This is a genomic window from Corallococcus sp. bb12-1 (assembly GCF_026626765.1).
GTDB lineage: Bacteria > Myxococcota > Myxococcia > Myxococcales > Myxococcaceae > Corallococcus > Corallococcus terminator.
Window position 1 is genome coordinate 481067 of the sequence record NZ_JAPNJZ010000007.1, and the last position, 20491, is coordinate 501557.

General features: G+C 68.2%; 10 protein-coding genes. 7 read left to right on the top strand and 3 right to left on the bottom strand.

Annotated elements, in window-relative coordinates; translation table 11 throughout:
• The first annotated feature begins 148 nt into the window (after positions 1-148).
• From OV208_RS12660 to OV208_RS12670, 3 genes are all read left to right on the top strand, one after another.
• Entirely contained in the window at positions 149-931 is a 783-nt protein-coding gene (locus OV208_RS12660) for an SDR family NAD(P)-dependent oxidoreductase (RefSeq protein WP_120540419.1), read from the top strand.
• Between the two features lie 284 nt (positions 932-1215).
• Entirely contained in the window at positions 1216-2262 is a 1047-nt protein-coding gene (locus tag OV208_RS12665; RefSeq protein ID WP_267574090.1) for a hypothetical protein, read from the top strand.
• Between the two features lie 17 nt (positions 2263-2279).
• Positions 2280-3422, top strand: coding sequence for a tetratricopeptide repeat protein (locus tag OV208_RS12670; protein WP_267574091.1), 1143 nt, complete (start codon positions 2280-2282; stop codon positions 3420-3422).
• A gap of 45 nt (positions 3423-3467) precedes the next feature.
• On the opposite strand, the gene OV208_RS12675 is transcribed toward OV208_RS12670, so the two are convergent.
• The 3 genes from OV208_RS12675 to lexA all read right to left on the bottom strand — a co-directional run bounded on the left by OV208_RS12675 (position 3468) and on the right by lexA (position 11969).
• Positions 3468-9779, bottom strand: coding sequence for an NACHT domain-containing protein (locus OV208_RS12675; protein WP_267574092.1), 6312 nt, complete (start codon positions 9777-9779; stop codon positions 3468-3470).
• 4 nt (positions 9780-9783) lie between these two features.
• Positions 9784-11187 (bottom strand): hypothetical protein, encoded by a 1404-nt coding sequence (locus tag OV208_RS12680; protein WP_267574093.1) that lies wholly within the window; start codon positions 11185-11187, stop codon positions 9784-9786.
• Between the two features lie 113 nt (positions 11188-11300).
• Entirely contained in the window at positions 11301-11969 is a 669-nt protein-coding gene (gene lexA, locus OV208_RS12685; protein WP_120540422.1) for a transcriptional repressor LexA, read from the bottom strand.
• A 195-nt stretch (positions 11970-12164) separates the two neighbouring features.
• Here lexA and OV208_RS12690 point away from each other — a divergent pair, with 195 nt between their 5' ends.
• The 4 genes from OV208_RS12690 (at position 12165) to OV208_RS12705 (ending at position 20454) form a co-directional block, all read left to right on the top strand.
• Positions 12165-15506, top strand: coding sequence for a response regulator (locus OV208_RS12690; protein WP_267574094.1), 3342 nt, complete (start codon positions 12165-12167; stop codon positions 15504-15506).
• Complete coding sequence (locus OV208_RS12695; RefSeq protein ID WP_267574095.1) at positions 15503-17338, top strand: sensor histidine kinase; 1836 nt, start codon at positions 15503-15505, stop codon at positions 17336-17338. Before OV208_RS12690 ends, OV208_RS12695 begins: the two co-directional genes overlap by 4 nt.
• A 32-nt stretch (positions 17339-17370) precedes the next feature.
• Positions 17371-18369 carry a FecR domain-containing protein gene (locus tag OV208_RS12700; protein ID WP_267574096.1) on the top strand — a complete coding sequence of 333 codons (999 nt, stop codon included), beginning with the start codon at positions 17371-17373 and terminating at the stop codon, positions 18367-18369.
• A gap of 180 nt (positions 18370-18549) precedes the next feature.
• Complete coding sequence (locus OV208_RS12705; RefSeq protein WP_267574283.1) at positions 18550-20454, top strand: hypothetical protein; 1905 nt, start codon at positions 18550-18552, stop codon at positions 20452-20454.
• Positions 20455-20491: the final 37 nt, after the last annotated feature.

Genomic DNA, 20491 nt, shown 5'->3' on the forward strand with positions numbered 1-20491 from the left:
GAGGGCTGGCCGTCGGACCGAGGGCGGGAGGGACAACCTCTCCGAAGACGTAGCGCGCCTCCTCCTCGTCGAGGGACGAGCCGACGTGGACCGGCTCCCGGAAACAGGGCAGAGGCGACCTGCTATATCGGGCCGGGGAGGCTTCACCATGTCGCGAAAAGTGGCGCTCATCACCGGCGCGTCGGCGGGACTCGGAGAGCAGTTCGCGGAGCGTTTCGCCCGGGAGGGTCACGACGTCATCCTGGTGGCGCGCGGCGTGGCGAAGCTGGAGGCGCTGGCCTCTCGGCTGGAGCAGGCGCACAAGGTGAAGGCCCACGTGCTGCCGGCGGACCTGGGGCAGCCGTCGGCGCCCGAGCAGCTCTTCGCGCAGGTGCAGGCGCTGGGGCTCACGGTGGACTTCCTCGTCAACAACGCGGGGTTCGGATCCTCCGGGCCGTTCCTCGAACAGGAGCTGGCCCGCGAGGCGGAGATGGTGGAGGTCAACTGCACCGCGCTCCTGAAGCTGACGCACCTGTTCGCGCGGCCCATGCGGGAGCGGGGGCAGGGGCGCATCCTCAACATCGCGTCCACGGCGGGCTTCCAGCCGGGGCCGTACATGTCGACGTACTACGCGTCGAAGGCCTTCGTGATGTCGTTCTCGGAGGCGCTCGCGTTCGAGTTGCAGGGCACGGGCGTGACGGTGACGTGTCACTGTCCGGGCGCCACCAAGACGGAGTTCGCCTCACGCGCGGGCAACGCGGAGTCGCGGCTGTTCAAGCGCTCGGGGGTGGCGACGTCCCAGGACGTGGTCGCGCATGCCTACTCGGCGATGATGAAGGGCCGGGTGCTCTCCGTGCACGGGCTCCTCAACTGGGCGGCGGCCTTCTCGCTCCGCTTCAGCCCGCGTGCCGCGGTCCGTTTCGTCACGGCGAAGCTGAACCAGCAGGCGTGAGGGGGCAAGGAGGCGGGCACGACTACGGGGGCCCTGGCCCCGCGCCACGCAGGACGCTGGGCGTGGGCCGGGAGGAGGGTAGAGTGTCGCGCGTGTCACGCACCCCCTGGTTCCTCCTCACCTCGTGCCTTGTATCGCTGGCCACGTCCGCCTTCGCGCAGGATGGGACGGCTCCGGCCCCCGTGGCGGCTCCTGCCTCCGCCGGGACGCAGGTGGATTCTGAAGCACCTCCTTCCGCCCCTTCGCGGATGGCTCCCCCGCCTCCGGGACCTGGGGCGGGAACGGTGGAGAATCCTCCGGGACCCGTTCCTGGCACGACCACCGCGAGCCCGACCTCGTCGCCGGCCTCCCTGAAGGCTCCGTCCGCTGACGCGAAGCCCGCGCCCGCCGTCGTGTTGGTGCTGCCGTTGGAGTCCAATGCGGCGGGCAAGGAGGCCGCGCCGGGCATCACGTTGATCATCGCGAGCCGCCTCGCGGAGTCTCCGCTCCTGCGCGTGCAGTCCCGGCGGGACATCCAGACGATGCTCGACACCGAGCAGCAACAGCGACTGCTGGGCGACTCCGGCTGTGAGGAGGAGGACTGCCTCCGGGAGTTGTCCTCGATCACGGGGGCCCGTTACATCCTCACCGGGCGCCTGGATCGCTTCGGGGGTCAGTACCTGCTCACCGCGAGCCTCGTGGACACGCGCGATGGCCGAAACCTCGCTCGGCCGCGAGCGGAGGTCTCCGAAGATGACGAGTTGCTGCGCACCGCTGTCGCCGTGTCGGACGAATTGCTGTCGGTGGTGTCGTCGTCCGGGGACGCGGTCAAGGCGCGGCCGTTGCTGGGCGGTGCGGTCGCGTCCTCGCCGGGCGGTGGCCTCACGCTGGGGCTGCGCTTCAACAACAGCTTCATCGACAAGCTGTCCTCGTTGAACCCGGGCCTGGACCTGGAGCTGGGCTACTGGTTCCACCCGGAGTGGCAGGGCTTCCTCCAGGTGGGCTTCACGCTGGTGCGCACGAACGGCGACAGCGGCGAGGGCAAGCTCAACGTGCTGCCCAGCATCGTGGGGGCGCGGCACTACCACCGTCTGGACAAGTCCCTGCGGCCCTACTGGGGCTTCGGCCTGGGCGTGCAGTTGTCGTTCGGCGACTTCGGCATCTTCCAGAGCACGGGCCCGCTTCCGTCGGTCGTGGGCTTCGCCGGGTTGGAGTACCTGCTGGCGGGCCATGTCGGCTTCCAGTTGGAGCTGGGAACGAACATCGCGCAGGCCGTGCTGGGGCTCGCGCAGGATGGCGAGGGCGACGGCCTCAACCTCGACGTCACCGCTGGCATCGCGTACCACTTCTGAGTCTTCCGGAGCCTTCCATGTCGTCGCGCCTGCGTGCCCTGCCGCTCCTTGCCCTGCTGGCCTCCGGTGCCTGCACCGAAACGCCGAAGCTCGATCCGAAGGACCAGGCGGAGGGGCTCTACATCCGGGGCAACTCCGAGTACCTCCAGGGCAACTTCGACGCCGCGCTCAAGTCCTTCGACGAGATGAAGGGCCTGATGCCCGCGGATCCGCGCCTGCCCGCCGCGCGCGGCGAGGTGTTGTTGTCCATGAGCCGGCTGGAGGAAGCGGCGAAGGAGTTCGAGGCCGCGCTGCGGTTGGATCCGAAGCGCTCCACCAACTGGAGCCGGCTGGGCTTCATCCAGGCGCAGTTGGGCAAGGCGGACGAGGCGCGCAAGTCGCTCCAGAAGGCGCTGGAACTGCATCCGCGCGACTTCAACGCGCTGGAGCAGTTGGGCGAACTGGCGGAGGAGCGGGGCGAGCACGACGAGGCGGTGGCCCGGCTCACGCAGGCCGCGGAGGCCGCGCCGGACGCGTCGAAGGCCGACCTGACGCTGCGCGCGGTGGAGATCCTGACGACGCAGGGTCGGCAGGAGGATGTGCGGGTGTTGCTGCGCAAGGCGACGGCGCAGGGCCTGAGCTCACCGGAGTTGCTGACGGCGCTGGGCGACGCGGAGGTGCGCGCGGGCCAGTTGCCGGAAGCGGCCACGGCGTACCAGGAGGCCGCGAAGAAGTCGCCCAAGGATCCGACGCTGTGGGAGCTGGTGGGGGAGATCCAGCTCAAGCTCGGCAAGCGCGACGAAGCGCTGGCGGCCTACCGCGAGTCCCTGAAGGTGAAGGACCGGGCCATCGTCCACGTGGCGCTCGCGAGGGCGCACCTGACGGCGGAGGACAAGGCGGCGGCGGAAGGGGAGCTGCAGAAGGCGTTGGACACAGTGTCGGGTTCGGACGTGCGGGAGATGCAGGAGGTCGCGGGCCTGCTGACGACGCTGGGGCGCAAGCCCGATGCACTGCGCATCCTGACGAGCCTGGGCTCGGAGCCGGACCACGCGAAGGACGTGGAGCTGCAACTCGCCACGGCGCGGCTGGCGCGCGAGTTGAAGGACACCGCCACGGTGCAGGCCGCGTGTGCCCGGGTGGCGTTGGCTTCGACGGACGGTGGCGTGGCGAAGTGCCCGTAGTGGGCCCCTCGCCGGTCGAACTCGATCGCGCGCCGGGCTTCTGCATCACGAGTGGTGCCAGCGGTGGATCGTTTCGGGCTCCAGGGTCTGCCAGAGCCCCAGCATCAACCACTCCTTGGCGAAGAGCGTGACCTCCGAGTCGGGTGGCCCGGTGGCGAGGAGTGTCTTCAATGCCCCCCAGTCCTTGTTGGAGAGGTCGCCGCCTTTGCGAGCGGGGCGGTAGAGGGAGAGCAACGCTTCGGAGTGAGACGTCGAGAGCTCGGCGAGGGCTTGGTCCACCAACGCCGGATCATCTACCTTCGACAGTTTTGCTAGCGTGCGCTGGCGCAGGACCAAGTAGACCGAATCTGCGTAGGACGACCAATGGTCCTCGGTGCTGAGGTGCGCCTGGGACGCGAATCGCGCGACCCAGTGGCCCACCGCTCCATTGCTGCCTCGGTCCTTCGAGGGTGCAAGGGCGGTCAGTGCCAGCTTCGCATGGTCTATGACAGTGAGTTCTGGGCGGCTGGCCAGTTCCAGCAGCGTCTGTGTCGACCGCCTCTCTGGGAGTTCGTTGATGTGCGTGAGGAGCAGCTTCGCGCGATGTTCAGGCGGGCATCCGAGTTCCGCGAGCGCATCGAGGATGCCAAGGGGATCCGTCCGTGCTGATTCGTTCTGCATGCGGACAGACAGGAACTTGATCCGCTCCTGCACGGTCAGCCCCATCCCTTTGAGCAGGTCGAGTATCTGATTCAAGGAGATCCAGTAGGTGTGAGACACCCACTTAAGCAAACAACTTCGCAGCGCATCATCGGGAGGCCGCTGACTCAACAGGGCCGTCGCGAACTGGAGGGTTTCCGCATAGCGGCCTTTCGCCAGGGTGTGCACCGTGGTTTCCAGGCTCTGGAAGATGTGTGGATCCTGGTCCCCCAACTCCAGCAACTGGAGCGCGGCGAGTCCTTGGAAATACTGGAACCTATCGTCCTCTCCTTCAATCAAGGAGACATCCATGCTGAGTGTCTGGCGTAGCCTTGGGATGCGCTCACCCGCAGGCAGGTCCGCCGTCGCAGCGAGCCTGTCGAACGCGCTGGCCACGAAGAGGTTGCCGGGAGACTTCTGCTCCTGGAGCACCTCATGCATCCATCCGCGCACCTGTTCCGGCACCCATGAGGGAGGGCGAGGTTCCTGGGACTCTTCCTGCGCGTCCTCCTTCTGCTCCGGCAATCGGGTGCACCAGCGCTCAAGGATGGATTCCGTGTACCTGGCCTCGCTGTCGGGTGTGTGCTCAAGGACGAACTCCACCGCGAACGCGACCATGTGGCGATGGAGGGGGGGAGAGAATTCAAGCCATTGCATCACCTTGCTCCGTCGTGGAGACGCTTGTTTCCGGAGCACGGTCCAGATTCCGGGACGCATCCGAAGCCAATCGCTGATGGAGGAGTCGAACCTGTATCGCGCCGACTCTTCGACCTCGTCGTACCGGTTGAGGAACTCCTCCACCAGATGCTCCGAATAGAAGCCGCGGGCCTCGATGAACTGGATGACTCTCTGGAACACGGCGGGAGGATCTGAACGCAGGCGATGCGCCATGGCGGAGCGCACCTGCGCCCGGTATGTCTCATCTTCCGCGAGGAGCTCCGAGGCGTACGAGAAACGCTCGAAATCTTCATCTTCCAGCCATGCCGCGAGGAGCGGCAGGCCCGTGTCCGGCCGCAATGCACAGAGTTCCTCCATCGCGGCGAAGTCGTTGCGTGGCCGCATGTGTGGCTGTATTCGCTTGAGTCGTTCCTCGTCCCTGATCGCTCGTGACGCTTGGCGAGAGATGGGGAGATATCGGAACCAGTCCCTGCCCCAGAGCATGTCGACGTGTCGTTCCTTTGTCTTGAGGCATTCAATCAATGCCTTGCAAGCCTCCTCCTCATGGACGCCGACACGGAGTGCGAAGCGCCCTGCGCCAACCCGGTGCTCGGGGGTCGGCGAGTCCAGCACGCGGTGGATCACGGCCTGGACCTGACTCAGGGCTTCTTCGGGGAAGTGAAGAAGGAGCATGTCGGCTGCGTTCAGCACCCATTGAGGATTTGTCCCCTCCAGGTCGTGCCTCCATAACCGAGCGGCCTCGCGGGGTTCACCCGCTTGGTGGAGCAAGTACGCCAGACTGCCGATGCTCTCCTGTGGCAGGGAGCCAGGGTCTAGATACCGGCTCAACGCGATGGCTTCGGGACGCGTCTCCTCTTCCTGGAGTCCGAGCTGGATGAGGTGGAACCGTGTGATGGCGCTTCTTGCCGTCATCGTCTCGCCCAGGGCTGCGCGCACCATGTCTCTTACCAGCGCGTGCTTCCTCATGAGACTTCCCAGCGTGCTCCAGGAAACCCTGCCGGCGAGCCCAGGCAGATCCAGGGCCTCCAGCAGGGTTTGCACGCACGAGGGCTTCGCTTCTACAAGCTCCTCCAGCACGTAGACCCACTTCGAAGCCTCCCGGAAGGGCCCCTGCGAATCGGCGGGGAGGGCGACTCCTGAGAGCTCATGCAGGAGTGTTCGCACCACCACGCCCGCGACAGGCGTCCCCTTCCGCAGCTCACGAAGATGTACATAGCTGTCCCTCCCCCCACGCACGGCCTCCTGCGTCAGGATCACAGCCGCCTCCGGGAGGAATTCTTCTCGCCAGAAGAGGCTTTGCGCCGCTGACCAGCGCACCCTCGCATCCTCGACGAAGAGCAACTCCCGGAGGATGGGCCCTACCTGCGAGTGGAGTTCAGTCACCCGCTCCACGGCATGGAGTGCATCGAGCCGGGCCTGGGCCACCACTCCGGGATCGGAAGCGACCGCGAGCCACCCTTCAAGCCGCTCCGTGCGCAGTTGCCATTTCAGCTGGCTCGGTTCCGGGCCATACACCATGGCGCGGACGTGAACGTCAGGTGAGCGTGAGCAGTCCGCGAGCGTCTCCAGCGCCATGGGCGTGAGCGTCTCCAGTCGCCGCGCCAGATGGGCCCATCGTGCGCGATCCATGGGCTCGCCGGACCGCATGCCTCGTCGCAGGGACTCATGCAGAAGGGGATCCTGTCCTGAGAGCTGGATCAGGACCTGGGCGGTACAAAGCCGCCGTTCTCCCCATTGCGCATCCTCAAGGCCCTGTCGCAGGACCTCCGGTAGGTTGTGCAATTCCCCTCCGATGGAGACGAGGAGTTCCTCCAGCTTCTCGCGCCTCGCGCCCTGGGTCCCGGCCATGCGCTCCAGCACCTTCTCGGGCATGTCTTCATGCAGGGGAGCCACCTCCCGGACGAGCTTCCGTGCGCGATCCCCCAGGGGCGAGTCGTCGCTGAGCCACGTCAGGAGGGCTTCGCGTACGACGCTCTCGTGGGAACAGAACCGCATCACGGATTGAAGTTCCTCTTCCATGCTCCCGCCTTGGGGGTCACTGAAGGCCGCTTTCATCACCCAGGCGACGTCGTCATTCCATTCTCCCGCGACCGCGAGCAGGCACGCCGCTGAGAGCCGCAGTTCCTTGGATGCCGTCTCAGGTCGGGCTTCCTCAGGGGAGATTCCCTGGGACGAGCTTCCTGGCGCCTCCGAGGCGAATCGCTGGCCCACCAGGCTCTGGAGTCGAGGGAGGGCCATGGTTGCGCTCCCCTGCACCAGCCTGCTCAATGCCTGGGGAGAGAGTTTCGTCGTTCTCCCAAATCGGCTCAGCGCCCGGATTACCGCATCACTCCAATCCCCGGTGACCGCGAGTCCGAATGCGCCAAGGCTCCTCAAAGGGGAGTATTCGGAGGACAGGAGCCATTGCTCGCACGAGGCCCGGGCCGCAGGCTCTTTCGCGGCGGCCGGCGCGACGATCTGGGCAATGCCTTCTCGGACCTCCTGGACGCGGTGAGCATCCACCCGGGCAAGACGTGCCACGAGCCCGGAGTCCAGGGACTCCGGCTGCGCCCGATCCGCGAACCTTCCGAAGTCGACCCAGAGCGGGGAGGGTGGGGCGCTCTCGAGGATTTCGATCCAGGCTTCCCAGACACGCTCCTGGATATCGGGTGCGAAACGGATACCGTCGGCAATCCAGTCCGAGACGGTGCGCAGCCCTGGCCGCAGCAACACGTTCGCGCCCTCTTCATCCTGCGACAGCTTTGCCCGGGCGAGCGCATCGCACCTCGCAGGTGCCTCGAACACGTGGTCGAGCAGTGCCACGGAAAACTTCAGGGTCAGTGGGGTCAACTGACGCTTCAGGAGGTACCCGTCGGTGTCCTCCGTTCGCGCGGCGAGGAAGCGCGCGGCCAGGAACTCGGCGAACGCGGAGTGCCAGAACGCGATGCTCCGCCCCGTCTCCCGGACGAGGCCTGCTTCGAGCGCCAGGAAAAGCGCGCGGTTCGCATCGATGGATGCGTGGGGCGCGAGTGCCTCGGCGAGCATCTGGAGGAGTCTTGCTTCTCCCACGCCATGACGAAGCTCCGCCTGCACCAAATCGAAGGCGACTGCGTACCAGGCTTCCAGGAGGTGCTCGGCCTGCTCCGCCGGACGCTTTAGCGCGGAGCGCCATTCCTGGAGGATCGTTTGGATGAACCCTTCGAACACGACGACCTGGTGCTCGGGGACACCGTTCGCGTTGGGCCGTGCAAGCGCGGACAGGGTGAGCAGTAGCGGATTGCTGATGAGCTCCTCCCACTCTTTCCGTTGGGAGATCGCTTGGAGCAGCGCGCTCGTGCGGCGCCGCGCACGCCGGACGCCCTCGGATCCGGGGTGTTCTCGGGCCTCGACGAGGCGATGGATGCGCGCCACGAGGGTACGCCGCTGTCCGTAGTCGAGTGGCGCGAGTGTGAAGTGCTGGAAGTCGGCGACGCGTGGGGCATAGCCATGAGGGCGTGAGGTCACCAACATCCGCACCTTCGGGTGGCTGCGGATGAGCGCCGACACCGCATCGACGACGCGCCCCCGCGCCCCCTCTGGAACTTCATCGAGTCCGTCACACATCAGCAGCAGGCGCCCTCTCTGGAGCAGATTGTCGAGACCATTCATCAGCGCTGGGGCGGCTCCGTCCTTCCGGAGCTGGCGGCGGATGAACAGTTCGAGGGTCAATGTCCCCTCTTCCATCAGCGCCTGACCGAATTCTCCGAGCACGAGGCGCACCGGGAGCAGGTAGCGCATGAACCGGATGGCCCGTGCCTCTTCGCGTCTGTACCAGACATCCGCGCCCAGCAGAGACCGTGCCTTTGTGCCTGTTTCTCCCTCAGCGCACGCCAGGAAGGCCAAGCGGGTGAGGACGCTCTTGCCCGCGCCCGGATCGCCAATCACAATCATGCGCCGAGCGCAGTGGAGTGCCCAGGCGAAGGAGTGCGCAGCGTCGTCCCTTTCGTTGCGCGAGTTCCAGGATCGTTGCTCCAGTTGGCGTAGCTTCGACTCGAGTTGGTGGCGAGCCGCCTTCGGGATGCGCGGGTTTCGCAGTTGGTTGTGCAGCTCCGCTTCGGACTCCACGTGCTCCGTGCGCTCGTTTCGCAGCGAAGGGGCAACCGCGAAGTCCAGCAATTGGAGTTCGGCCGCGCCATCGCCCCGGGCGATCTTCGCCAGACCTCGAAATTGGAGGCGGCACAGGGCCGGGTCTTGCATGCGCATGTGCTTGAACGTTGTCAGCGCCTTCTCAAGGATCCGGCGGTTGGGCTTCCACGCGATCGTCCTGGCATCCTCGATGCGCAATACCGGGAGCAGAGGGCTTTGGACCGCGTGCCCGACCGGGCACAGAAGCCGTGCCAGTGGCCTGGCCTCAAGGAGCATCGCCAACTTCCTGTCCAGATCCCTCACGGGCCGGATGGAGCCCTCGCGAGAAACCTCTCCGGTGGCCGCGAGGCTGTCATCGAGTTCCAGCCCGTCGATACAGGACAAGGCCGCGAGCGCCACGGCGAGGCCGCACGAAGCGCCCTGCATGGGTTCGGCGAACGGCCTGTCGAGCACCACCCGAAAGCGCCGCTGCTCACCCGTGAGCCGCCGCGCTGCCTCCAAGGCTTCCTCCATGGCGCGGCGGGCTGAGGCGTCCATGGCCTCCCCTTCCTGCGGAAACTCATCCCGAGCGCCTTCGCTAAACCTCACGGAGGCGCTGACGAAACAGCCTTCCTGGGAGGATGGGAACACGACGGGGAACGCCATCTCTCCGACGCGCAGTGGCGACTCGAAGGGAACCACTCCCAACCGCCGGGCCTCCTCGCGCCGGTGCTCATTCCAGAAGCTCGCGGGGAGCCTGGGCAGCAGGAACGCTCGGAGGAACTGATGCTTCAGGCCTCGCCGCAGGGATGGGTCCCCTGGGCTCTCGATTCGTTTCAGCGCGAAGGCCCATGCGAGATGCAACTGCCCGCGCCTCATGAATCCTTGAAGGCGGTCACGGACTTCGGAGCGGTTCATGGATTCAACCTACCAAGTTGAACTCAAGGTCCGTATCCCGGAGCGTGATGAGGTACGCGCCGGGAAGAGCGTCCGTCAACCATGCGTCGAACTCATCGCGGATGAACTCAAGCGGGATTCCATCCCGGGTGCCACTCGGAAGCTCACGGCGGCCCAACCCGGACACCTGCAACATCAGTGTCTGGAGATCCTCGCTTGGGGTGAGTGAGAGGACTGCCTCATCCCACCGGTGAAGCTCAAGCGGTTCGGGTCCCAAGTCGATACCGCTGCTGGCGTAGGCTGCGGCAGGCCAGACCCGCGTCAGGGAGATGGCTTCCTGGATGCGGCGTCTCACCCGTGTTCCCAGGGCGTCGGCTGGCTGGTCCAGCATGCCTCCGGTCCGTGCGCTGAGGGTGGTTTGCGCGGCGAGGACAGAGGCCCAGAGCGGGCGGACGGTGGGGCCCGCAGTTTCAAGCCAGGCCTGGGCCAGGAGGTCGAACCCGGTCAACTTCGGTGGCCAGGACTTCAGGATCCGCTGGATCCTCTCCTGGAGGCTGTGGCTCTCCACCTGTTGGTCGAGCACTTCGAAGACGACCAAGAAGTCCGCCAGGGACACCAACTGCTCTTGAACCTCGTGAGGTTCCGCAGCCTCCAGTGCGGCGTCCAGCCCCGCGACACTCGCATCGGACCGCAGTCTTCCTTCCAGCAGGTAGATGACGTCCTGGCGATGGCGGGCCAGCAGGGCCTCGGCGGAATCGAGGTGGGGCACAATGCCCGGAGCCCTGACCACTAGAGCGCGACCATGACCGATGGCACGGGCCAGCCGCCAAGCATCGAGCGCGCGACGGGGTTGCTGACGACCGGCCTCCTCCAGTTCGCGGAGCAAACCCCTCTTCCAGGTGGAGTCGTCAGGCATCGTGAGGCCTTCCCAATGACTGCGGGCGATCACCTGATAGTCGGCGTCACTCCCATCCCCTGGCTCGCTGACAGGAAGCGAAGGCCGATATGCCGTCAGGACGGCCCTGGGATGGGAGTGGCTCACCGCAATGAGGACACCCCGGGGGGTGCAGCACAGCAGGCTTCGTGTCTCGCGAGTCTGGACGGCCCACTGGGTTCGAGCCGCATCGAGTTCGCGCAGGTAGACTGGCGCGTAGTACGCGTCGTGGTGCTCCTTCAGAAGGATGTAGCAACGCTTGGAAACGCGGGGTAGCTGCGGCCTGGCTTGCCCTGGACGAAGCCTGGGCGGCGGGGGCGCGCCTTGCTGTTCGGCCGCGGATGCGAGGACCTGGATGTCCGTGCCCACGAGGGCGTCCCAACGCTCCTCGGGGTTATAAAGATGTTGCCAGACGTGCGTGGCCTGTTTTGACTCGCGCATCGGGTGGACGCGTCCCCATTCGGGATGGAAGACAGGGCGCAGGTGCTCGGTCATGCTTCGCGGCTCGATTCTCGTCGGGCTCCGCGAAGTCGTATCATGAGGCGGTGCTCACGGCCCATGTAGCCCACCCGGGCCCAACTCCGCCCGGGCGGCTTCACGGCAACGGCTTAGGTCCGGCCGCCCTGGAGCTTGCGGTACACGCCCACGACCTGGCCCAGGATCATCGTGGAGCGGAAGTCCGTCTTGTTCACGTAGATGGGCTGCATCGTCGCGTTCGCCGGCTGGAAGCGGATCCGGTCCACCTCCGGGTAGTAGCGCTTCACCGTGGCCTCGTCCTCGATGAGCGCCACGACGATCTCCCCGGGCTGCGCCGACGGCGTCTTCTTCACGAACAGGTAGTCCCCGTCGTGGATGCCGTCGTCGATCATCGACTGGCCCTTCACCCGGAGCGCGAACACCTCACGCCCGTTCACCCCACCCAGGAGGAAGCTGTCGATCTTGACCGAGTCCTCCATGTTCTCCTGCGCGAGCGCCGGCAGACCCGCCGCCACCTTGCCCAGCAGCGGGATTTCAATCATCCCCGAGTCCCGGCTCTTCATCCCCAGGCCCAGCAGCAGCCGTGCCCGCTTGGTGGGCACCAGCGAGCGGCTCTGCTGCTCGCCCCGGGTCAGGTAGCCCTTGCGCTCCAGGGCCTTCAGGTGGTCGTTCACCCCGTTGGTCGAGCGGATGTCCATGTGCTCCCCAATCTCCCGGATGGTGGGGGGGAAGCCTCGGTTCTCCGTCTCCTTCACGATGAAGGTCAGGATTTCGCGCTGGCGCTCCGTGAGTTCTTCCATGGCCGCACTCCTTCGCTTGCTTGCCCGCCTGCTTGAGCCGACCGGGCAACAGAATTTCAGTACCCCATGCTCCCTGAACATACGTGTAGAGTCAATCTGTTCAGTGCCCCCACCCATACCGTGTGTGCTGTCGGAGGCCCGTCTTTCTCGCAACTTGAGGAGGCGCGTTGATCTCAGCGTACACTTGGCGCTGCCGTGTCCGACCTCCGCCACACGCTGCTCTTCGTCGACGATGAGGCTGACGTCCTCGACATCCTCAGCCGGATGTTCCAACGGCGTTACCGCGTCCTCACGGCGCCTACCGGCCGGGCAGCCCTGGAAATCCTGCGCACCGAGTCCGTGGACGTCCTGGTCACCGACCAGCGCATGCCGGAGATGACGGGCATCGAGCTCGTCACCGCCGCCCGCGCGGAAGGTCTGGATGTCACCACGCTGCTGCTCACCGCCTACACCGACCCGCAGGACATCATCGCGGCCATCAACCAGGGGCAGGTGTACCGCTACGTCACCAAGCCCTGGGACGTGAATGACCTGCTCATCACCGTGAAGAACGCGGTGGAGTACTCGCAGCTCAAGAAGGACAAGGAGCGGCTCATCCGCCAGCTCCACCAGCGGGTGGAAGCCCTCTTCGTCCTCTACGAGGTCAGCCGCGCCAGCGCCAACGACCCCGCAAGCTACGACGCCATCATCGACCGCGTGCTCACCGCCGTGGCCCGCGTGCTGCCCTACGACTGCGGCGCCGCCCTCATCGCGCCAGAGGGTTCGCGCGGCGCCACGCTGCGCCTGCGCTGCGTGGGCAACGTGGGCGAGCAGGCCCTGCTGGGCGTCAAGGAGTCCATGCTCGGCGCGTACCGCAAGAGCAGTGGCCTTGCGCTGCCCGAGGACCGGGTCATCACCCGCGTCACCGGCACCACCACCCAGGACGCGGCCTCGCCCGTCGTCTACCCCAACCAGCTCACGGTGAACCTCACCGCCGCGGGCAAGCCCGTGGGCATGCTGTCGCTGTTCTCCCACCGCGCGGACGCGTTCACCGAGGACGACGGCCTCTTGCTGGACGTGCTCGCCAACCAGACGGCGGATGCCATCCAGTCGCTGCGCTCGGCGGAGGAGGAGGCCCGTCACCGCATGGAGCGCATGGTCGCGTCCATGGCGGACGGCGTGGTGCTCACCGACGAGAAGAACGACATCGTGGTGATGAACCCCGCCGCGCGCCGGCTCCTGCGCGCGGGCGAGGAAGGGCAGGGCAACTCCAGCCGCCTGCTGGAGGACCGCCTGGGCTTCCAGCCGTTCCAACTGGTGCGCAACCTGGAGTACAGCGGCCACCAGATCCTTCGCGAGGACGTGAAGCTCTTCGATCGCACGGTGCAGACCACCGTGACGCCCGTCAACGACGCTCGCGGCACATTGCGAGGCGTGTGCGTGGTGCTGCGCGACATCACCGACCAGAAGCGGCTGGAGGAGCGCAAGGACGCGTTCGTCTCCATGGTGAGCCACGAGCTGCGCACGCCGCTCACCTCCATCACCGGGGCGTTGGATCTGGTGCTCAACCGGATGGCGGGGGACATCAACGAGCGGCAGCACCGCTACCTGTCGCTCGCCAAGGACTCCGCCGAGAAGCTCAACGGCATCGTCGACGACCTGTTGGACCTGTCGAAGTTCGCGCAGGGCCGGTTGCGGATGAGCTTCGAGCGCATCTACCTGGAGGAGCTGGTCCAGCGCGTGGTGGAGAAGTACGGCCCTGCCTTCGCGGAGCGCCGCGTGCGCGTGGTGCCGCTGCTGCCGCAGCACCCGCTGCGCGCCATGCTGGATCCGAACCGCGTGAACCAGGTCCTCAACAACCTGCTCAACAACGCGGTGAAGTTCACGCCCGAAGGCGGCGAGGTGCGCGTGGAGTTGCGCGCCACCTCCAGCCTGCCCGGCTACGTGGTGCTGTCCTGCTGGAACAGCGGCGACCCCATCGCCGAGGACAGCCTGGAGCGCATCTTCGACCGCTTCGAGCAGGCCCGCACGCAGGCCAACCGCACCGTGCGCGGCACCGGCCTGGGGCTGGCCATCTGCCGCAACATCGTGGAGGCCCACGGCGGTCGCATCTGGTGCGAGCCGTCCCACGACGGCGTGCGCTTCATCGCCGTGCTCCCCACCGAACCTCCCCAGGAGGTGCTGTCGCAGGAGGGCGTGGAGATGCAGCCCTTCCCGCAGCCGGTGCGCCCGGAGGCCCGCGGCAAGCTGCTCATCATCGAGGGCGAGCCCGAGGTGGGCCACATCATGAAGGCGCTGCTGGGCGCCCGGGGCTACCGCGTGCGGCTGGCGTCGTCCGCGGAAGAGGGCCTGAGCGCCGCCCGCAACATGCACCCGGACGTGCTGCTCGTGTCGGTGCGCCTGCCGGACCCGGCCGTGGACGGCCTTCGGCTGGCGGAGATCCTCCGGAATGATCCGGAGACGCGCCGCGCGCCGCTGCTGCTCACCTCCGCGTTCGATGAGCGCCAGCGCGCCTTCCGTGCTGGCGCCGACGCGTTCCTCGTGCGCCCGCTGGCCGGGGACAAGCTGCTGGCCACGGTGGACTCGCTGTCGCGGGGCCGCGCTGGCGCCCAGCACGGCCGCGTGCTGGTGGTGGACGACGACGCGAAGATCGCCTCCATCTGCCGCGAGGTACTGGAGGGCATGGGCTTCGAGGTGGGCGTCGCGCACAGCATCGAGGAGGGACGCCGTTCCCTGCGCGAGCGCCGACCGGACGCGGTGCTGCTGGAAGTGTCCCTGCCGGATGGCGACGGGTTCGCGTTCCTGGAGGAGATCAAGGCCGAGCGCGCCAGTGGCCACATCTCCGTCATCTTCATCTCCGCGCGCACGGAGACGTCCTCCAAGGTGCGCGCGCTGAAGCTGGGCGGGGACGACTACATCACCAAGCCCTTCGACGCGCTGGAGCTGGGCGCGCGCGTGGAGAGCCTGCTGCGGCGCAAGGAGCAGGAGCTGTCCTCGTCGCCCACCACGCAACTGCCGGGCTCCACCGCCATCGAGCGCGAGGTGCAGCGGCGGTTGTCCGCGCGCCAGCCGTTCGCGTTCTGCTACCTGGACCTGGACAACCTCAAGGCCTACAACGACTACTACGGCTTCGCGAAGGCGGACGGCGTGGTGCGCCAGACGGGCGACCTGATGCGGGAGGTCTTCCAGCAGGAAGGCGCCGTCGGGGACTTCCTGGGCCACGTGGCGGGAGACGACTTCGTCTTCATCACCTCCACGGAGTCGGTGGACCGGGTGTGCCAGCGGGCCATCGAGGAATTCGACCGGATCATCCCGCTCTACTACGACAGGCAGGACCGGGAGCGCGGCCACATCGAGGCGGAGGACCGCTTCGGGGAGAAGCGCCACTTCCCCATCATGAGCGTGTCCGTGGTGGCGGTGATGACGGACGGCGTGGCGCATGATCACGCGGAGCTGGCGCGCCGGGCCGCGGACATGAAGAAGAAGGCCAAGGCCATCCCGGGTTCCGTCTTCCTTCGCAGCGACGTGGAGCGCGTGGTCCGGTCCATCACGGGATGAGGCTCTACCAGCAGCTCATCCTCTTCATGCTCGCCGCCACGGTGCTGCCCCTGGCCGCCGTGGGCTTCCTGCTCCTGTCGCGCGCGGAGGCGGAGGTCGCCTCGCACATCGACGAGCAGCAGCGCGCGCTCGCGTCCGCCACCGCCGAGGCCGTGGGCACGAACCTCATGGAGGTCGTCAACAGTCTGGCCCGCTCCGCCGAACTCATCGACTGGGAGCGCGCCACGCCCGAGGAACTGCGCGGGGGACTGGCGCTGCTGTACGGCCAGTCGCCAACGGTGAGCGCGGTGCTGGAGTTGGATGCCCTGGGGCAGCCCCTGGGAGCGCCGGTGTACCAGCAGGGGGCGGGTCATCCCGAATTCGTCGAGGCGGGGCTGGAGCCGCTGGTGCACGCGGTGCCGGTGCAGTCGCTGCGCAAGGGAGGCAAGGGGCAGGCGGCGCTGGGCGCTGCCTACCGACACGCGGCCAGTGGCCAGACCGCGATGGGCGTGGCGGTGAAGCTGGCGGACGGATGGGATGCGCCGTACGCGGTCGCGGAGGTCGTCCTGCTCGACCTGGAGGCGCTGCTGGAGCGGCGCGCGGGCGAGGGGCTGACCCGGCTGGAGGTGGTGGACGGCGAGGGCCGCGTGCTGGCCAGCTCCCTGCCCGAGCGCCACCTGAAGCCGCTGGAGCCGGAGCTGGTGGGCGTGCTGTCGCCCACCCGGGGCCAGGACGGCGTGCGCAGCTTCCAGGTGAAGAACCCCGCGCGCCGGATGAGCGTGGCCCGGGTGCCGGGCGTGCTGGGCCTGGAAGTCGTCGTGATGGTGGATGAGGCCCTGGCGCTGGCGCCCGTGCGGGAGCTGCGGCGCACCGTGCTGGTGTCCGTCGCTTGCGCGCTGGGCGTGCTGCTCGCCCTGGGCGGCCTCTTCACCCGACGCATCAACCACCGACTCGCGGCGGTGATGCGGGGCGCGGAGGCCTACGGACGCGGTGAGCTGGAGCGCCGCGTGCAGGTGGAGGGGCAGGACGAATTGAGCGAGCTGGCGTCCACCTTCAACCGCATGGGCGAGGAGCTGGAGGCGGCGCGCGGACGGATGCTGCGCTGGAATGACGACCTGCGCACCCGGGTGGATGAAGCCACCGCGGACCTGCGGGCCGCGCAGGCCCAGCTTGTGGAGGCGCAGAAGCTGGCGGCGGTGGGACAACTGGGCGCGGGCGTGGCGCACGAAATCAACAACCCGCTGGCCGGCATCCTCGGCAACGTGCAGCTCCTGCTGCTGGACCGGGCGAGCGACGACACGGACTTCGAGACGCTGCGCAAGATTGAGCAGAGCGCCAAGCGCTGCAAGGACATCACCCAGAACCTGCTGCGCTTCTCCCAGCAGCGCGAGCGCCCGGACCTGCGGCCCGTGGACCTGAACTCCGTGGTGCGCGACGCGCTGGACCTCACGGAGCACCAGACGCGCGGCGAGGGCATCGACCTGGTGATGGAGCTGAGTCCGGAGATGCCCCGAGTGAAGGCAGACCCCGGACACCTGTCCCAGGTGGTGCTGGCGCTCCTGTCCAACGCGCGCACCGCGATGATCAAGACGCCGGTGAAGCGGCTGGCCCTGCGCACCGCGGAGCGCGACGGCATGTGCATCCTGGAGGTGGAGGACACCGGCAGGGGCATCGCGGAGAACATCCGGCCGCGCATCTTCGAGCCCTTCTTCACCACCAAGGACGTGTGGTCCAACGTGGGGCTGGGCCTGAGCGTCGCGTGGCGCATCATCACCGAGGCCGGAGGGACCCTGGAGGTCCGCTCGGAGGCAGGGCAGGGAGCCCGCTTCACCATCGTGCTGCCCCGGGCGTGAGCGGGGCCGCTGTGCTAGGCAGGGCCCAACGCATGGCTGCTTCCTCCTCCCGTTCGCGACAGGTGCCGTTCCTCGTCGCCGTCGTCCTCATCCTCGCCGCGCTGCCGGTGGGCTGGTTCGTCTTCCTTCGAGAGCCCCCCGCGCCGCCTCAACCCCCCACGCCCATGGACGCGGGGACCGAGCTGCCCGTCCAGGTGAAGCGCGTGGACCTGGAGCTGAGCACCTTCGAGGGCGCCGTGGAGGTGCGGCATGGCGAGGGGGGGGAGTGGGTTCCCGCCGAGAAGGGCATGGCGCTGCGTCCCACGGACGCGGTGCGTACGGGCGACGGCTCCTACGCCGTGCTGGTGAATGGCGAGACCTTCGAGGTCCGCATGGACGCCGGCACCGCGGTGTCCGTGGAGGAGCTGACCACCTCGCTGTCGCGGCTGCTGCTCGACAATGGTTCGGCCACCGCCACGGTGCGGGGTGGCAAGCGCCACAGCTTCGAGCTGACCGCGAAGAACAGCAACGCGAAGGCGAGCACCAGCGGCGGTACCTTCACCATGAGCAACAATGGCGCGGGCACGGTGAGCGTGGGCACGCGTGAGGGCGAGGTGGAGCTGCGCGGCGAGGGCAAGGCCGTCATCGTCCGCCCGGGTCAGCAATCCATCGTCCGCCCCGGGCAGGATCCTTCCGAACCCACCCCCGTCCCGACGAGCATCCTGCTGAAGGTGAACTGGCCCGCGAAGGCGCTGCCCGAGCGCGAGCTCATCGTCATCGGACAGACGGATCCCGGTAACCAGGTGGAGGTCAATGGCGCCATGGTGACCGCGGACGTGAACGGGCGCTTCGAGCGCAAGGTGGCGCTCGCGGAAGGCAGCAACGACGTGCAGGTGCGCGCAAGGGGGGTCGGGGGAGGCGTCGGGAAGGACCAGGCCAAGGTGACCGTGAAGGTGCCGCCCGTGAAGCCGCCGTCCGTGAAGCCGCCGCCGGTGATTGATGTCAACCCGAAGGCGCTCTGGGAGAAGACCTCTGGGGGCGCTCCGCCCTGATCCATCACCCGGGCCGTGAGGTCCTGCGGTGCCCGCCTGACCTGGAGGGTCACGCCACCCACGTACTGCGCTCCGGGGCCTGAGGGACCGCCACTTCCGGCGGGATGCAGCAGCAAAGAGGTGCAGTCCCGACGGTGGGCCTTGTAGAGTCGGGTTGCCCTGGAACGTCTGATCCCCGCCCTGTTGTTGGTGTGTGCCCCGGTCTGGGCGGCTTCCCTGGAGCTGCTCGGACCGGCTGCGGCCGTGCCGCCGGAAGGCTTCACGGTGGCGGTGGTGCGCCGGGACGCCAAGGGCGCGCCCGTGACGTTCGCGCCGCCGACGGTGACGGTGGAGGGCGCGCAGGTGCGGCCCGGTCCGGAGGCGCCCCCGCTGCGCACCTTCGTCGTGGTTCCGAAGCCCCAGGTGCGCGAGGTGGTGGTGCGCGTGAAGGGCGACGGGGACGAGGCCCAGGCGCGCTACGCCGTGGGACCGCCCGCCAGCCGCATGGAGCTTTCGTTGGAGCCCGCCCAGCCGGTGAAGGGGCGCGACACGGATGCGACGCTCACCGTACGGCGCCTGTTGCCAGACGGCACCCCGGATGACAGCGGGGCCCCGCCGGTGCTGCGTGCGAGCACCGGCCTGGTGGAAGGGCTGAAGCACACGGGCCCCGGGACGTACGTGGCCCGCTATGTGTTGCCGCAGACGCGCTTGCCCGAGGCGGCCATCCTGGTGGCGCTGTCCGCGTGGCCGCATCCGCAGTCGGTGCACGGCGCCTACGGGCGGCTGTTGGTGCCGCTGGCGACGTCGGTGGATCTGCCCGGGGTGAGCGAGGCCGGGGCGATGCTGTCCCTGGAGGTCGCGGGCAAGCGCTTCGGGCCCGTGCGGGTGGGCCCGGACGGACGCTTCGTGCTGCCGCTGATCGTTCCCCCCGGCCATCCCCTGGCCCGGGGCGAGGTGGAGGACGACGCGGGCAACGTGGAGCGCATCGCCATCGACCTCCAGTTGCCGCCGACGGATGGGCTGGCGTGCGTGCTCAATCCGCAGCGGCTGCCCGCGGATGGCGTGTCGCAGGCCCGGCTGCTGTGCGCCACCAGTGATCCGAAGGGCCTGCCGGTGGCGGACGCGCGCGTCACCGCGAAGGCGAAGCACGGGCGGTTGGAAGGTCCCCAGCGCGACGCGAACGGCATGCTGGAGTGGCGCTACACCGCGCCGCGCGTGCTCGCGTCGGATGAGCGCATCGAAGCGGCCTGGCCGCAGCGCGGTCCGGGGTCGCGCGAGTCGCTGCCGATGCAGTTGGTGCAGGGGCCCGTGCGGGACGTGACGGTGTCCCTGGCCGAACCGCTGGTGCACCGGGGCACGGAGGGGCGGGTGGTGGTGGTGGCCCGCGATGCGTCGGGGCAGCCGCGCGCGGAGGCGAAGGTGGAGCTCTCCACGCCCGTGGGCACGGTGGGCCCGGCGGTGGAGTCGCCGCCGGGGACGTTCACCGTCCCCTGGCGTGTGCCGGAGGACGGCGCGGAGGGCCGCACGGAGCTGTCCGTTCATGCGTTCGGGCCTCCGGGGACGGAGCCCGCGCGGCTCGCGGTGTGGCGGCAGGGCCAGGAGCTGGTCGCGGGTGTGGTGGATCTCGCGGGGTTGCCGGTGCCTCGACAGCCGCTGCGGGTGGCGGGCGCGGAGAAGACGACGGGGACGGACGGCACGGTGGTTCTGGGGCCCCTTCGGACCGGCACGGTGCGCGTGACGCACGGCGTGTGGCCGGGGCTCGATGTCACGGTGTACGTGCTGGGTATCGACGGCCCGGTGTTCCCGGAGCAGGCGCCGCTGGTTCCTGGCCGTGTGACGTTGGGCGCGGACGTCGGGCCGGCGTTGCCGGTCAACGTGCGGGTGCGCGTGGAGGGCACGCGCGTGACGTGCTGGGTGGAGGACTCGCGGGGTGTCGTGCTGGTGGACCGGCCGGTGCACGTCGCCCTGTCCGAAGGTGAGCGGGGTGACGAGACGGTGCGCGATGGGCTCACGCGCTTCACGGTGCGGGGCGCGAAGGGACCCGTGAGCGTGTCCGTGGCGGACGTGCGCACGGGCGTGACGGCCATCGAAGAGGTGCGGCCTTGAGTCGCCCCTGTCCGGCATCAGCCCGGGCGTCCGTGCC

Bases quoted from the DNA above. Each gene is read 5' to 3' on its own strand.
- OV208_RS12660 (WP_120540419.1), top strand. From the start codon at position 149: ATGTCGCGAAAAGTGGCGCTCATCACCGGCGCGTCGGCGGGACTCGGA.
- OV208_RS12670 (WP_267574091.1), top strand. From the start codon at position 2,280: ATGTCGTCGCGCCTGCGTGCCCTGCCGCTCCTTGCCCTGCTGGCCTCC.
- OV208_RS12675 (WP_267574092.1), bottom strand. From the start codon at position 9,779: ATGAACCGCTCCGAAGTCCGTGACCGCCTTCAAGGATTCATGAGGCGC.
- OV208_RS12680 (WP_267574093.1), bottom strand. From the start codon at position 11,187: ATGACCGAGCACCTGCGCCCTGTCTTCCATCCCGAATGGGGACGCGTC.
- lexA (WP_120540422.1), bottom strand. From the start codon at position 11,969: ATGGAAGAACTCACGGAGCGCCAGCGCGAAATCCTGACCTTCATCGTG.
- OV208_RS12695 (WP_267574095.1), top strand. From the start codon at position 15,503: ATGAGGCTCTACCAGCAGCTCATCCTCTTCATGCTCGCCGCCACGGTG.
- OV208_RS12700 (WP_267574096.1), top strand. From the start codon at position 17,371: ATGGCTGCTTCCTCCTCCCGTTCGCGACAGGTGCCGTTCCTCGTCGCC.